The sequence below is a fragment of the Halomonas sp. DP1Y21-3 genome, assembly GCF_019801245.1.
In the GTDB taxonomy this organism is placed as follows: domain Bacteria; phylum Pseudomonadota; class Gammaproteobacteria; order Pseudomonadales; family Halomonadaceae; genus Halomonas; species Halomonas litopenaei.
Map to the genome: position 1 here is coordinate 291,750 of NZ_JAHVJM010000005.1, position 14,967 is coordinate 306,716.

General features: G+C 65.6%; 10 protein-coding genes. 2 read left to right on the forward strand and 8 right to left on the reverse strand.

Annotation, left to right across the window (positions count from 1 at the left end; all coding sequences use genetic code 11):
• Window positions 1-27: 27 nt before the first annotated feature.
• The 4 genes from KUV74_RS15995 to KUV74_RS16010 form a co-directional block, all read right to left on the reverse strand.
• The gene (locus tag KUV74_RS15995; RefSeq protein ID WP_045991456.1) at window positions 28-1,533 is read right to left on the reverse strand and encodes a fumarate hydratase; all 1,506 of its coding nucleotides are present in this window, start codon (window positions 1,531-1,533) and stop codon (window positions 28-30) included.
• 356 nt (window positions 1,534-1,889) lie between these two features.
• Window positions 1,890-3,920, reverse strand: a complete 2,031-nt coding sequence (uvrB, locus tag KUV74_RS16000) for an excinuclease ABC subunit UvrB (RefSeq protein WP_045991457.1) — start codon at window positions 3,918-3,920, stop codon at window positions 1,890-1,892.
• Between the two features lie 77 nt (window positions 3,921-3,997).
• Complete coding sequence (locus tag KUV74_RS16005; RefSeq protein WP_222516833.1) at window positions 3,998-4,417, reverse strand: OsmC family protein; 420 nt, start codon at window positions 4,415-4,417, stop codon at window positions 3,998-4,000.
• Window positions 4,417-4,614 carry a hypothetical protein gene (locus KUV74_RS16010; RefSeq protein ID WP_045991458.1) on the reverse strand — a complete coding sequence of 66 codons (198 nt, stop codon included), beginning with the start codon at window positions 4,612-4,614 and terminating at the stop codon, window positions 4,417-4,419. Before KUV74_RS16010 ends, KUV74_RS16005 begins: the two co-directional genes overlap by 1 nt.
• Window positions 4,615-4,805: 191 nt before the next feature.
• Between KUV74_RS16010 and KUV74_RS16015 the strand changes: the two genes are divergently transcribed.
• The gene (locus KUV74_RS16015) at window positions 4,806-5,834 is read left to right on the forward strand and encodes a YgfZ/GcvT domain-containing protein (protein WP_222516834.1); all 1,029 of its coding nucleotides are present in this window, start codon (window positions 4,806-4,808) and stop codon (window positions 5,832-5,834) included.
• Window positions 5,835-5,888: 54 nt separating this feature from the next.
• On the opposite strand, the gene KUV74_RS16020 is transcribed toward KUV74_RS16015, so the two are convergent.
• Complete coding sequence (locus tag KUV74_RS16020; protein ID WP_222516835.1) at window positions 5,889-6,668, reverse strand: TatD family hydrolase; 780 nt, start codon at window positions 6,666-6,668, stop codon at window positions 5,889-5,891.
• A 162-nt stretch (window positions 6,669-6,830) separates the two neighbouring features.
• On the reverse strand, window positions 6,831-8,420 hold the full coding sequence (locus KUV74_RS16025) for a peptide chain release factor 3 (protein WP_108133585.1): 1,590 nt from the start codon (window positions 8,418-8,420) through the stop codon (window positions 6,831-6,833).
• Window positions 8,421-8,730: 310 nt separating this feature from the next.
• Here KUV74_RS16025 and KUV74_RS16030 point away from each other — a divergent pair, with 310 nt between their 5' ends.
• Window positions 8,731-10,284 carry an alkaline phosphatase D family protein gene (locus KUV74_RS16030; RefSeq protein WP_222516836.1) on the forward strand — a complete coding sequence of 518 codons (1,554 nt, stop codon included), beginning with the start codon at window positions 8,731-8,733 and terminating at the stop codon, window positions 10,282-10,284.
• Window positions 10,285-10,427: 143 nt separating this feature from the next.
• Here KUV74_RS16030 and KUV74_RS16035 read toward each other — a convergent pair whose 3' ends face one another.
• Window positions 10,428-13,580, reverse strand: coding sequence for an efflux RND transporter permease subunit (locus tag KUV74_RS16035; RefSeq protein ID WP_315900838.1), 3,153 nt, complete (start codon window positions 13,578-13,580; stop codon window positions 10,428-10,430).
• Window positions 13,577-14,860, reverse strand: a complete 1,284-nt coding sequence (locus KUV74_RS16040) for an efflux RND transporter periplasmic adaptor subunit (protein WP_222516837.1) — start codon at window positions 14,858-14,860, stop codon at window positions 13,577-13,579. Before KUV74_RS16040 ends, KUV74_RS16035 begins: the two co-directional genes overlap by 4 nt.
• Between the last annotated feature and the right edge of the window lie 107 nt (window positions 14,861-14,967).

The following is a 14,967-nucleotide window of genomic DNA, read 5'->3' on the forward strand; positions in this document are numbered from 1 at the left end:
ACCGGGGCGAGACATGGCATGGGGAGATCAGACGCTCTCGGCGATGATTTCCTTCCACTTGGCCGGACCGGTCTGGTGCACCGATGAACCCTGGCTATCCACCGCCACGGTCACCGGCATGTCCTCCACCTCGAACTCGTAGATGGCTTCCATGCCCAGGTCCTCGAAACCGACAACCCTGGAGGCCTTGATCGCCTGGGACACCAGGTAGGCCGCACCACCCACCGCCATCAAGTACACCGCCTGGTTGTCACGGATGGCCTCGATCGCGATCTGACCACGCTCGGCCTTGCCGACCATGCCCAACAGTCCTGTCTGCTCGAGCATGGTGCGGGTGAACTTGTCCATGCGCGTGGCGGTGGTCGGTCCAGCCGGCCCCACTACTTCGTCACCGACCGGATCGACCGGCCCCACGTAGTAGATGAAGCGCCCTTTCAGATCCACCGGCAGCGACTCGCCCTTGGCCAGCATGTCGACCATGCGCTTGTGCGCCGCGTCGCGCCCGGTCAGCAGCTTGCCGTTGAGCAACAGGGTATCGCCCGGCTGCCAGGTCTTCACCTCTTCCGGGGTGACCTCGTCGAGATTGACGCGCTTGACGTTGCCACCGGCTTCACGGGTGATCTCCGGCCAATCCTCGAGCTTGGGCGCCTTGAGCGCCGCCGGCCCACTGCCGTCCAGGGTAAAGTGGGCATGACGGGTCGCCGCGCAGTTGGGGATGATCGCCACCGGCTTGTTGGCGGCGTGGGTCGGGTAATCCTTGACCTTGATGTCGAGCACCGTGGTCAGGCCACCCAGCCCCTGGGCACCGATGCCGCTGCGGTTGACCTTGTCGAACAGTTCCAGGCGCAGCTCCTCGGCGCGATTGGCAGCGCCTCTGGCCTGGAGGTCCTGGATGTCGATCGGATCGAGCAGGGCTTCCTTGGCCAGCTCCATGGCCTTCTCGGCGGTTCCGCCGATGCCGATGCCGAGCATGCCGGGCGGACACCAGCCTGCGCCCATCTTCGGCAGCTGTTCCATGACCCAGTCGACCACCGAGTCGGAGGGATTGAGCATGGCGAACTTGGACTTGGCCTCGCTGCCGCCGCCCTTGGCCGCCACGTGAACCTCGACGGTATCGCCAGGCACCAGCTTGTGGTGGATCACCGCCGGAGTGTTGTCCTTCGTGTTCTGACGCTTGCCGTCGGGGTCGGCCAGCACCGAGGCGCGCAGCACGTTGTCCGGGAAGTTGTAGGCCCGGCGCACCCCTTCGTTGATCATGTCATCGAGGCTCATGTCGGCCTCGAAGCGCACGTTCATGCCCACATGGACGAAGACCGTGACGATGCCGGTATCCTGGCAGATCGGACGATGGCCGGTGGCACACATCCGCGAGTTGATCAGGATCTGGGCGATGGCATCCTTCGCCGCCGGATTCTCCTCCCGCTCGTAGGCGGCCGCCATGGCGTCGATAAAGTCCTTGGGGTGGTAGTAGGAGATGTACTGCAGGGCATCGGCGACACTCGTGATGAGGTCGTCCTGGCGGATCACGGTCATGGCAGACTCCTTGGCTGGGTCGATACGCCCGCTCTCTTGGCGTCCCGTAGGCGACATGGCGGGCTTGCGAGGGCCCGTAGTGTAGCGCATTACGCCACGGCTCGGCAGCCGTCTGTGCCGGTTCGTTTAACGCGCTACTGATCCGGCGTCTGCTTGCCGGCTGGCGGAGATCCCGCCTCACTCTGGAGAACGAGCCTGCGCTGCGCCAATTGAACAAGATGCGCCAGCCAGGGCAGCCAAGCGGAAGATCAGGCTAATCGGCAAGATAACGGTATAACACGCAATTAGAGGAACCGAGGACACGGTCACGACAGGACGGACTGCCAGATTCGCCCGCCCCGCTTACGCTGCCTCCTTTATACCGCTCCGAGCGCCAGCTGACGCTCTCTGAGCCCATGCAGGCGATCGCGCAGCCGCGCCGCTTCTTCGAACTCCAGATTGGCGGCGGCCTCGCTCATGGCGTCCTCGAGTCGCGTCATCTCCTTGCGCAGCTCCTCCGGCGACAGGCTGGCGGGATCGTAGACCGCTTCCGGCTCGGCCACCTTGCGCTCGCCCTTGCGTCCACGAGTCTTGCGGCTGCCCGGGGCCTGGGCGGCTTCGAGAATATCCGCCACCGAACGGGTCACCGTCTGCGGCGTGATGCCGTGTTCTTCGTTGTGTGCCGTCTGCTTGGCGCGGCGCCGCTCGGTCTCATCGATGGTCTTGCGCATCGAGTCGGTAATGCGGTCGCCGTAGAGGATCGCCTTGCCGTTGGCGTTACGCGCGGCCCGCCCCACCGTCTGGATCAGCGAACGTTCGGCGCGCAGGAAGCCTTCCTTGTCGGCGTCGAGGATCGCCACCAGCGACACCTCGGGGATATCCAGGCCCTCGCGCAGCAGGTTGATACCGACCAGCACGTCGAACTTGCCCAGACGCAGGTCGCGGATGATCTCGACCCGCTCCACCGTATCGATATCCGAGTGCAGGTAGCGCACCTTGACGTCGTGTTCGTCCAGATACTCGGTCAGGTCTTCCGCCATGCGCTTGGTCAGGGTGGTGACCAGCACCCGCTCGCCCACGGCGGTGCGCAAACGAATCTCCGACAGCAGGTCATCCACCTGGGTCGAGGCCGGACGCACCTCGATCTCGGGATCCAGCAGGCCGGTGGGACGTACCACCTGCTCCACCACCTGGCCGGCGTGCTCGGCCTCGTAGGGACCCGGCGTGGCCGAGACAAAGATGGTCTGGGGTGAAATCCGCTCCCACTCCTCGAACTTCATCGGACGGTTGTCCAGCGCAGACGGCAGGCGGAAACCGTACTCGACCAGGGTCTCCTTGCGCGAGCGGTCGCCGCGGTACATGCCGCCCACCTGGGGCACACTGACGTGGGACTCATCGATGAACAGCAGCGCATCGGCGGGCAGGTAGTCGAAGAAGGTGGGGGGCGGCTCGCCGGGGTTGCGTCCGGACAGGTAGCGCGAGTAGTTCTCGATGCCGTTGCAGTAGCCCAGCTCCATCATCATTTCGATGTCGTAGAGGGTACGCTGCTCCAGGCGCTGGGCCTCGACCAGGCGATCTTCCTTGCGCAGGAAGGTCAGTCGTTCGGCCAGCTCCTCTTTGATCCGATCCACCGCCGCCAGAATGGTCTCCCGCGGGGTCACGTAGTGGCTCTTGGGGTAGATGGTCATGCGGGGCACCTTGCCACGTACCTCGCCGGTCAGCGGATCGAACAGGCTGATGGTGTCGATCTCGTCGTCGAACAGCTCCACCCTGACCGCCTCGTCCTCGGCGTCGGCCGGGAAGATGTCGATGACGTCGCCACGCACCCGATAGGTGCCGCGCTTGAAGTCCATGTCGTTGCGGGTGTACTGCAGTTCCGCCAGACGACGCAGAAAGCCGCGCTGATCGATCAGCTCGCCGCGGGTGAAGTGCAGGCGCATCTTCAGATACTGGTCCGGATCACCCAGACCGTAGATCGCCGACACCGACACCACGATCAGCGCATCGCGACGCTCCAGCAGGGCCTTGGTCGCCGACAGTCGCATCTGCTCGATATGGTCATTGATCGAGGCGTCCTTCTCGATGAAGGTGTCCGACGAGGGCACATAGGCCTCGGGCTGGTAGTAGTCGTAGTAGGAGACGAAGTACTCCACGGCGTTATCCGGGAAGAACGCCTTGAACTCCCCGTACAACTGGGCCGCCAGGGTCTTGTTCGGCGCCATGACGATGGTCGGCCGCTGCAGCCGCTCGACGATGTTGGCCATGGTGAAGGTCTTGCCCGAACCGGTCACCCCGAGCAGGGTCTGGTGGGCCAGACCCGAATCGAGCCCCCCTACCAGGCTTTCGATAGCGCTCGGCTGGTCACCGGCAGGCTGGAACTTCGACGACAGACGAAAGGACTTGCTCATCATGACTCCTGCTGGGGGACACCACCCAGATCGGGGCGGCTGGCGCCGACTTCAAGTCTCGCGCCCGCTCGCCGACGTCAGGTTTGGGCCGTTGGCGCCAGCGTTCGCGTGGTGATTTCCACCGTGGAAGTGGTCATCAAGCGGTGGATCGGGCACTTGTGGCTGATCTCCTCGAGCCGTGCCAGCCGCTCAGGATCCTCGATGCCGTGGAAGGTCATCGCCACATCGAGCCGATAGACGCCCTTGCGTTCGTCGCGCTCGTCTCGGGTGACCTTAACGCTGACGCCATCAAGGGGCCACTCCTTGCGTTGTGCATACATCTGAGAGGTGATCGCCTTGCACGCCCCCAGCGACAGATCGAAGTAGTCGTGGGGGTCCGGCGCCAGGCCATCACCGCCGAAGGCCACGGGCACATCGACCAGCAGATCGTCGAAACTGTCGATAGTGACCCGCTGGCGCAGCTTGCCATCCTTTTCGGTGATGATATCAATACTCATCATTTCACCTCGATGCCGAGCTTGAGTCGCTTGATCGCCTCGATCAGAGCCTCGCGGCGAGCGCGCCCCTCCACCTCGGCACCGTGGCGGCCCACCTCCACACTGTCGACGCCGTCGAGCATCATCAAGGCGGTGGTGATCTGATTGACCTGGTCGGCGTTGTCGACGCCCTGGAAGGTCAGGGATTGCTGGGACATGAGGCGCGCCTCCTTGGCGGGTAAAGCGGAAGGACCGAAGATCGTAACGCAAGCTTGAAACAGGTGGAAAAGCTTAGCACGACACCCCGTGCGGGTTCTTCTGCCCGTACCTTGCAAAAGGGGCGTCTCACCCTCACATTGCTGACAGGCGCAAACTTCACCTTTTTTCGATACGCGCGACAGGATTGCTCATGACGGATTGGATCACCGCCCACGGCGGCCGCTTGACCGGCTCGGACCAGGTCGACTTCGACACCCCCGACGCGGCCCGCCTTGCCCTGGACAGCACCGTGGCCACCCCGCTGGTCCATCTCGGCGCGCTGGACGTGGTCGGCCCCGACGCTGAGCGCTTTCTGCAGGGCCAGACCAGTGCCCAGCTCGCCCACGCCAACGGCCACTTCGCCCCGCTGACCTGCTTCTGCACCCCCAAGGGCCGCATGCTTGCCAACGGCCAGCTGATGAAGGTCGACGACGAACGCTTCAGGATCGTGCTGCATCGCAGTCTGGTAGCCCCGCTGGCCCAGCACCTGGGCAAGTTCGCCGCCTTCTACAAGGCCGAGCTGACGGCTCGCGATGACCTGGCGCTGATCGGCCTGATCGGCCAGGAAGCACCCGCCCTGACCGAGGTCGACTGCGACCTGACACCGCCCGATCCCTGGCGCCAGGCGAGCCACGGCGAGACCCTGGTGCTCGGCCAGCCTGGCCCTCGCCCCCGCTACCTGATCATGCTGCCGGAAGACCAGGCAGAGGCCTTGTTCTCGCGCCTGATCGAGCAGTGTCAGCCGGTGGGCAATCAGGTATGGCGGCTGGCGGATATCCAGGCGGGTCTGTGTTTCATCGATACCGATCAGCAGGATGCCTACCTGCCCCAGATGCTCAACTGGGAGGCGCTGGCAGGCATCAGTTTCAAGAAAGGCTGCTACACCGGGCAGGAAGTGGTGGCTCGCGCCCACTTCCGCGGCCAGGTCAAGAAGCGCCTGTATCGCGCCCAGCTGGAGGGGACTCGACTGCCGCCGCTGGGCAGCGAGGTGATCGACGAAAGCGGCAAGCGCCAGGGCGAGGTGGTGGCAAGCGCCCTCGATGCCTATGGGCAGGCCGAGGTACTGGCGGTGCTGAACACCCGCGCCGATGAGGCCGCCCTCAGCTGCGAGGATCAACGTCTGAAGCTTCTGCAGCTGCCCTACGCCATCGATCGCCTCGACCCCGAGAGTCTGGTCTGACATCGCTGACGCCTGGGCATTTCGACCCGGGCGATAATCCCGCCGTCGCCCTGGTCAGGGTGCCGGCAGGCCGAACAGCCGGCGGGCGTTGTCACTTGAGTGCAGCGCCACGGTTTCCGGTGTCTGCCCTCTGATCTCGGCCACGTGGCGACACACCTCGGCCACCAGGGCAGGTTCATTGCGCTCGCCCTGGTGGCCGGACAACGGCATGTCAGGGCTATCCGTCTCCAGCACGTAGGCGTCATCGGGCAGCGATGCCACCGCCCGGCGCACCCTCCTGGCCCGGGGATAGGTCACCGCCCCCCCAAGGCCCAGCGTAAACCCCAGATCGACAAAGCGCCTCGCCTGCTCCGGAGAGCCGGCGAAGGCATGGATGAGGCCCCCCGCGGGAAGCCCGAACTGGGCCAGTCGCTTGGCGACTTCATCGTTGGCACGCACACAGTGGATGACCACCGGCAGGCGCAGATCCCGCGCCAGCCTGAGCTGGGCATCGAACAAGTGCCATTGGCGATCGAGGGTGTCGCCAAAACGCGCATCGATCCCGCACTCCCCCAGGGCGACGCAGCGAGGGTGGGCCTTCAACGCCTGGCCCAGCGCGCTGATGTCGTCATCCTCGCCCTCCAGCCGATGATCCTCCAGAAACACCGGATGCAGACCGAGACAGGCGTGCAACCCCGTCTGCTCGGCCAGCTCCAGAGTGCCCTGCCAGGCGTCACGGTGGGTTCCGGCGACCACCAGATGTTCGACGCCCGCCCGCCTGGCCCTGGACAGGACAGCGTCGCGATCGGCGTCGAAGTCGGCAAAGTCGAGGTGGCAGTGGGCGTCGATCAGCATCAGAGCTCCTCTTTCCACGGAGGCGCCGTAAAAACGTCGCGAGCGATGTCAGGATGGTCGCCGCCGGAGCACAAAGGCCGGAATTTACTTGCCGCTAAATGAGGACCTTGAGCACCGCCGGCGGGAAGCCTGTCGAGCGCAGCAGTTTTTTCCGGTGTCTCCTCAGTGCTCGCGGGTCTCCCTGAACCTTATATCCGGCCAGCGCTCCTGGGTCATCTGCAGATTGACCCGGGTCGGGGCGATATAGGTCAGGTAGCCACCGCCGTCGATGGCCAGGTTGGTACTGGCCTTGCGCTTGAACTCCTCGAGCATCTTCGGATCGTCGCAGTAGATCCAGCGGGCGGTGTTGACGTTCACCCCTTCGTACATGCAGTCGACCTTGTACTCTTCCTTGAGACGATGGGCGACCACATCGAACTGCAGGGTACCGACGGCGCCAAGGATCAGGTCGTTGTTGTCCAGCGGCATGAACACCTGGGTGGCGCCCTCCTCCGAAAGCTGCTGCAGGCCCTTCTGCAAGGCCTTCATCTTCAGCGGGTCCTTGAGCCTGACCCGCTTGAACAGTTCCGGGGCGAAGTGGGGAATGCCGGTGAACCGCATGTCCTCGCCCTGGGTGAAGGTGTCGCCGATCTGGATGGTGCCATGGTTGTGCAGGCCGATGATGTCACCGGGCCAGGCTTCTTCCACGTGGGCACGATCGGAGGCCATGAAGGTCAGGGCGTCGGCGATCTTGACGTCCTTGTTGATGCGCACATGGCGCATCTTCATGTTCTTCTGGTACTTGCCCGAGCACACCCGCAGGAAGGCGATGCGGTCACGGTGATTGGGATCCATGTTGGCCTGGATCTTGAACACGAAGCCGGTGAAGCGCTCGTCCTCGGCCGGCACCTCGCGCACGTCGGTTTCCCGCGCCTGGGGCGGCGGCGCATATTCGACGAAGCCATCGAGCATTTCGCGTACACCGAAGTTGCCCATGGCGGTACCGAAGTACACCGGCGTCAGCTCGCCACGACGATAGGCCTCGAGGTCGAAGCTGTGGGAGGCACCGCGCACCAGCTCGACCTCCATCCGCAGCTCCTCGGCCAGATCCTCGCCGAGCACCTCGTCCACCTCGGGGCTATCGAGGCCTTCGATACGCTTGTCTTCCGGAATCCGGTTGCCCTGCCCCTGGGTGTACAGGTGGATGACGTCATTGTAGAGGTGATAGACCCCCTTGAACTGACGCCCCATGCCGATCGGCCAGGTCATCGGCGCACACTGGATATTGAGCACCGTCTCGACCTCATCCATCACCTCGATGGGGTCGCGGATGTCGCGGTCCATCTTGTTGACGAAGGTGAGGATCGGCGTGGTACGCAGGCGGCAGACCTCCATCAGCTTGATGGTGCGGTCCTCGACGCCCTTGGCGCCGTCGATCACCATCAGCGCTGAGTCCACCGCGGTCAGGGTGCGGTAGGTATCCTCGGAGAAGTCCTCGTGGCCCGGCGTATCGAGCAGGTTGACCATGCGGCCGCCGTAGGGGAACTGCATCACCGAGGTGGTCACGGAGATACCGCGCTCCTGCTCCATCTTCATCCAGTCCGAGGTGGCGTGGCGATCATCACGCTTGCTCTTTACCGAACCGGCCAGCTGGATGGCGTTTCCGAACAACAGCATCTTTTCGGTGATGGTGGTCTTGCCCGCGTCCGGGTGGCTGATGATGGCAAAGGTGCGCCGAAGCCCGGTTTCCTGGGCCTGCTTGGGGTTGGACATGGAGACGGTTGCCTGCTTGCTCGTAAAAAAGTGGGGCACGGGGACAGGGCCCCCATGCGCAAGGGCGCCATGATACCGCGACAGGGGCCCTGGCTGCATCTGACTATACTGGCACCATCATCCTCTCTTCCCAGGCCTCTCGCGTTTCGTTGCGGCTCTGCGGTTCATTGCGCTTCGCATTAATGCAATAGATTCGCGATCAAGCTGTCATCGACGGCCGCAATGCTAGACGACTGGCCGCGACCGCCCCCCGCGAAGGGCGACGCGCCACCCCGCCAAGACCACCGGACGCAACGACAAGGAGAGCCCCATGCAACCCACCCGACGCCAGTTTCTTGGACTCGGCCTCAAGGCCGGTGCCGGCCTCGGCCTGATCACTGCCGCCCCCGGCATCGTGCTGGCCGAATCCCGTCGACCCGTGATCACCTCCGGGGTGATGAGCGGCGACGTCGGCACCGACCGCGCCATCATCTGGTCGCGTGCCGACCGCCCCTCGCGGATGCTGCTGGACATCGCCGACAACGCTGCCTTCAACAACGCCCGTACCCTGCAGGGACCCACCGCCCTGCCGGCCAGCGGGCTGACCGCCAAGCTCGACGTCACCGGCCTTGCCGACCTGCCGGAGGTGTTCTACCGAGTGCGCTTCGCCGCCCTCGGCGACGACCGCGCCATCAGCGAGCCGGTCATCGGCCGGCTGGTCATGCCGGGACGCTCACGCCGTTCGGTACGTTTCGTGTGGTCCGGCGATACCGTCGGCCAGGGCTGGGGCATCGATGAATCCCGCGGCGGCATGCGCATCTACGACACCATGCTCAAGCAGTCGCCGGACTTCTTCCTGCACTCCGGCGACACCATCTACGCCGATGGCCCGCTCGAAGAAAGCGTGAACCTGGAGGACGGCAGCGTCTGGCGCAACCTCATGACCGACGCCAAGAGCAAGGTGGCCGAGACCCTGGACGAGTATCGCGGCCAGTACCTCTACAACCTTCTGGACGACAACCTCAAGCGTTTCAACGCCGAGGTACCGATGTACGCCCAGTGGGACGACCACGAGACCGTCAACAACTGGTACCCCGGCGAGATCCTCGATGATCCGCGCTACACCGAGAAGAACGTCTCGCTGCTGGCGGCGCGTGCCCGCCGCGCCTTCCTCGAGTCGATGCCGATCCGTCAGCGCCCCGAGGCCCCCGAGATGATTCGCCGTCGTTTCACCTACGGTCCCGAACTCGAGGTGTTCATGCTCGACATGCGCACCTATCGCGCGGCCAACAGCATCAATACCCAGGGCGCCGACGACCCGGCCTCGAGCCTGATGGGGGCTCGCCAGGTCGACGACTTGATCGCGGCGCTGAAGGCCTCGACGGCCACCTGGAAGATCATCGCCTCCGACATGCCGGTGGGCCTGGTGGTCGCCGACGGCGAGCACTTCGAAGCGGTGGCCAATGGCGAGGGTGGCGCCCCTTCCGGGCGCGAGCACGAGATCGCCCGACTGCTCAAGGCGATCCACGACAACGCCATCGCCAACGTGGTGTGGCTGACCGCCGATGTCCACTACACGGCCGCCCATCACTATGCGCCGGAACGTGCCAGTTTCAAGCAGTTCACGCCCTTCTGGGAATTCGTCAGCGGCCCGCTGCACGCCGGCACCTTCGGCCCCAATACCCTGGACGCCACCTTTGGCCCGGAAGTGGTGTTCCAGAAGGCCCCCGCCGATGGTCAAGCCAACCTGCCGCCCAGCGAAGGCTTTCAGTTCTTCGGCCAGGTGGACCTGGATGGCGACAGCCTGGCGCTCACCGTCACCCTCAAGGACACCGAGGGTAACAGCCTGCATCAGCAGGTATTGACGCCTCAGCAGGCCAGCTAGTCAGGCGATGCCGCCTGTCGCTGCCAAGACCCGACAGCGCCGCCGTAGAGGCGGCGCTTGTCCTTTGCACCTGGGCCACGGGCCCAATGGAGCGCACGACAGGCCCACCATGCGCAGGTCCGACCGCGCCCCCCTATAGCGGCCTAGCCCTCAGACGTGGTGTGACGTGATGTCCGTGAGGCCAACGCGGCCTTGAGGTGTTCCAGGTAGCTCAGCAGTACCGGGATCACCGCCAGCACCAGCAGGGTCGAGACACCGAGGCCGAAGGCGATGGTCACCGCCATGGGGATCAGGAACTGAGCCTGCAGCGAGGTCTCGAACAGCAGTGGGGTCAGTCCACCGATGGTCGTCAGGGATGTCAGGAACATGGCCCTGACCCGCTGCACCACCGCCTCGTTGAGAGCCGCGTCGATATCCCGCCCGGCGTCACGCTCGTGACGATAGAAGGTCACCAGGATGATCGCATTGTTGACCACGATCCCGGACAGCCCGAACAGCCCGAACATCGACAGGATGGTGAGATCCAGCCCCATCACCCAATGGCCCAGCAGGGCTCCCACCAGCGCCAGCGGAATGGTCGCCATCACGATCAGCGGCAGGCTCCAGGAGGCAAATACCCAGGCCAGCACCACATACATCAGGCCCAGCCCGATGATCAGGCCGGTGCGCATGTCGGCGAAGGTATCGCGCTGGTCCGCCGCCTGGCCCTCGAAGGTGTAGCTCAGGTGGTAGCGCTCGGTCAGCGCCGGCAGCACCTCGGCTTGCAGCGCCTCGACCACCGTAGCGGTGTTGGTCACCTCGGTGTCGAGGTCGGCGCTGACTTCGACGGCCAGACGGCCATCGGCGTGACGCAGCGCCTCGAAGCCCTGGCGGTGATCCAGCGCCATCACCTGGTCCAATGGCACCAGGCGGCCATCATCCACTCGCACCATCAGCCGCGGCAGGGTCGCCAGGTGCTCACGCTGGTCCTGCGGCAGCAGCACCCGCACCTCGATCTCGTCGGCACCGTCCTGATAGGTCTGCACCAGCACGCCATCGAAGGCTGCCCGCAGCTGGCGCCCGAGTTCCCGGGTGGTCAGGCCCAGCGCCTGACCATAGGCGTTGACCGAGTAGATCAGCTGTTCGCGCCCCCAGGGCATGTCGTCCTCGGGCTCCAGCACCCCGGGCAACTGTCCGAGGCTACGGGTCAGTGATTCCGCCGCCCGCTTCAGCGACTCGGCGGACTCGCCGACCAGGCGCACGTTGACGTCACGCCCCGGCGGCCCGCCGCTGCGCTCGACGATGGACAGGGTGTCGAGTCCCGGGACCTCGGACAGACGCTCTCGCCAGGCACGGATAAACGGCAGATTGCGCACCGAGCGCCGGTCGGACGGCACCAGCTCGACCATGATCGAGCCGACATTGTCACCGGTACGCCCGCTGGCGTCGGCGGACAGGGTGCCCCCCACGCGCACCACGGCGCTGCGCACCAGATCCCCGCCCAGGGCCTGTTCGGTGTCATCGAGGGCCTTTTGCATGGTGGCCAGATAGTCCTCGACCCTATCTCGAGAGGTGCCGGTGACGAAGCTCAGGTTGGCGTAGAGGATATTCGGCTCCGGCGTGGGGAAGAAATTGAACGCCAGACGTCCGCCCGCCAGGAGTCCCACCGTCACCAGCACCAGCGCCAGCGCTGCGCTCAAGGTCAGCGCCCGATGGCGCAAGGTGCTGGCGGAGAAGCGTCGGAAGGGCCCCTGGCGAAAACGATCGAAGCCGCTGTCGAAGGCACCTCGCAGACGCCCCAGCGGCCCCGGACGGCGCTCGCCGCCGGCGCGAGGCGAGAAGGCGTTGCGCAGGTGGGCCGGCAGCACCACGAAACACTCAAGCAGGGAGGCCACCAGCACGCAGATCATCACCACCGGAATATCGCGCAGGATGTTGCCGATGATTCCCCCCACCATCAACAGCGGCATGAAGGCGGCCACGGTGGTCAAGGACGACGCCACCACCGGCCACAGCATCCTGCGGGCCGCACCCGCCGAGGCCAGGCGTGCCGCCTCGCCTGCTCGAAAGTGGGCATCGGCGTCCTCGCCGACGACGATGGCGTCGTCGACGATCACCCCCAACGCCATGATCAGGGCAAACAGCGAGATCATGTTGACCGAGCCGCCGATGCCCCAGAACACCGCCAGTGCACCGAGAAAGGCGGTGGGAATACCGATGGCCACCCACAAGGCCACCCGCGCCGGCAGGAACAGATACAACAGCGCCAGTACCAGCACCAGGCCGCCCAGGCCATTGTTGATCAGCAGACCAATGCGATCGGCGATCAGCTGCCAGGTCTCGTCGTGGACATCCAGCGTGATGCTCTCGGGCAGTTCCGCGCGGGTTTGCTCCAGCCAGCCATTGAGCACCTCGGCGGCGGCAAGTGAGTTGCCGCTCTCCGAGCGCTGCAGCATCAGCTCCACCGCCGGCTGTCCATGGTGGAGCACCTCCACCTGACGCGGACGGTTCTCCTGGCGGATCACCGCGATGTCACCGAGCGCCAGACGCACCCGCTGGCCCCCGCGCACCGCGATATCGGCGAACTCCTCGGCGCTGCGGCGCTGTTCCACCGCGCGCAGCTCGCGCTCGCCGTCCTGACTGCCGAGCAGCCCCGCGGGCAGGTCCAGCGACAGTCCCTCGATGCGCTCGGCGATCTCCGGCAGGCTCAGGTCCAGCTCGCCAAGCCGCTCCACCGGAACCTCCACGCTGATCTGCTGCTCCGGCAGACCAACCAGCTCGACCCGATCGATCCCGGCCGACAACAGCTCGTCCTCGAAGCGGCGGGCCAGCCTCCGCAGCGCCTCGCGATCGACGTCACCGGACAGTATCAGGCGGGCCACCGGCTCGAAGTTCTGGGCCCGCGAAACGCGCGGTTCCTCGGCGTCCCCGGGCAGGTTGGTGAAGCCATCGACCTGCTCGCGCACATCGTCCAGCGCCAGCACCGGGTCGGTACCCTCGTAGAACTCCAGGGTAATGCTCGACACCCCCTGGGCCGAGGTCGAGGTCATCCGCTTCAGGCCATCGAGATTGCGCAGGCGCTGCTCCAGCGGGATGGTGATGCCCTGCTCCACGTCTTCCGCCGAGGCGCCGCTGTAGACGGTCTGCACCGAGACGATGTCCAGCGCAAAATCGGGGAAGAACTGAATGTTCATCCGCGACAGGCCCAGGGCGCCGCCGATCAGCATCACCAGCATTACCAGGTTGGCCGCGACCCGGTGGCGGACAAAGAAGCCGATCGGGCCTCTGGGGGCATTCGGTTGGGTATCTTCGCTCACGGGCCGGTCTCCGCCCGAACATCGTCGCCCGCGGACGGTGAGCTCACAGACTCACCAGACCTCTGGCCAGCCAGGTCCACCACTCTCAATCCTTCGATGGCGTTGGGCAGATGGGTGGTGGCCAGGCGCTGGCCGTCGGCCAGACCGTCACCGCTGACGATCACCCAGGAGCCCCCGTCAGGCCCGCTGGTCTCGCCGTGACGCCTGACCTCAATCGGCCGCAGACGTCCCTGTTCGATGACGTAGATCCGATCGGCACCGTACAGGGCACTGAAGGGTATCGCCGCACTCTCGGCCACCTCGGGACGGGCAAGCGACAGCGATACCAGCGAACCAGGCCGCAGGCGGGCCGGCGAGGACACCACCTCGAAGATGGCCTCGGTGCCGGCGGGATCCCCCTGGCCCGACAGTGCTCTCAGCCGATAGCGCCCGCCCTCGTCGTCGACGGCCTCAGGGCGAGCGCCATCGGCCAGGCTCGACACCAGTTCGGACTGCACGCCCCTGGGCACCCGGGCACGCACCTCGAGGCCATCTAGCGGGATCAGGTCGAGCAGGGCGTCACCCTCGCGCACCCGGTCGCCCGGCGCGACTTCAACAGCGGTGACGATACCGGCGAAAGGCGCCATGGCCCGGGCCCTTCGCGCATCGCGACGGGCTTCGGCCAGCGACGCCTCGGCCTGGCGCCGCTGGGCCTCGAGACTGGCCAGCCTGGCGGGGTGTCCGTCGAGTTCGCCCTGGCGACTGACCAGCGTCACCTGGGCTCGAGCGATTTCGTTCTCGTCGGCGTCAAGCTCGGCCCGGGAGGCCAGGTTACGCCGCACCAGCGAGCGCATGCGCTCGAGCTGACTGCGGGCGTTGTCGAGCAGCGACTGTTCCCGAGCCAGCGCCTGTCGATCGCTCTCGAAGCGAATCTTTTCCGCCTCGATCTCGGCCTCCAGCCGTGCCACCTCCGCCTCGGCCCGCGTCACCACCGGCACCACGTCTTCCTCGGCCAGGGCTACCAGCAGGTCGCCCTCTTCGACCCGGTCACCATCACGTACCGGGCGCTGCCCGACGTGGCCATCCAGCGACGCCACCAGCCTCAGGCGATCCGGCGCCAGCACCTCGCCGTAGAGCGCCAGGGTCGGTGCGTGGCGGCCCAGCGACAGCGTCATGGCAGCGACCGGCCACTCGCGCTCTTCCACCGTTACCGGAGGCGGCGCCGGCCGCGTCACCTTCAACAGCCAGAACCCACCCACGCCGATCGCCAGAACCACGATCGGTAGCAGTCGCTTCAGCATTCCATCCATTCCCTTGTTCAGACCGCGCCCTTTGCCGATGAAGCGCTGTGTCAACGCATGCCGATAAAGCCACTTGGTAGTGTGCTCAAGCCGACAGTCACGTCGAA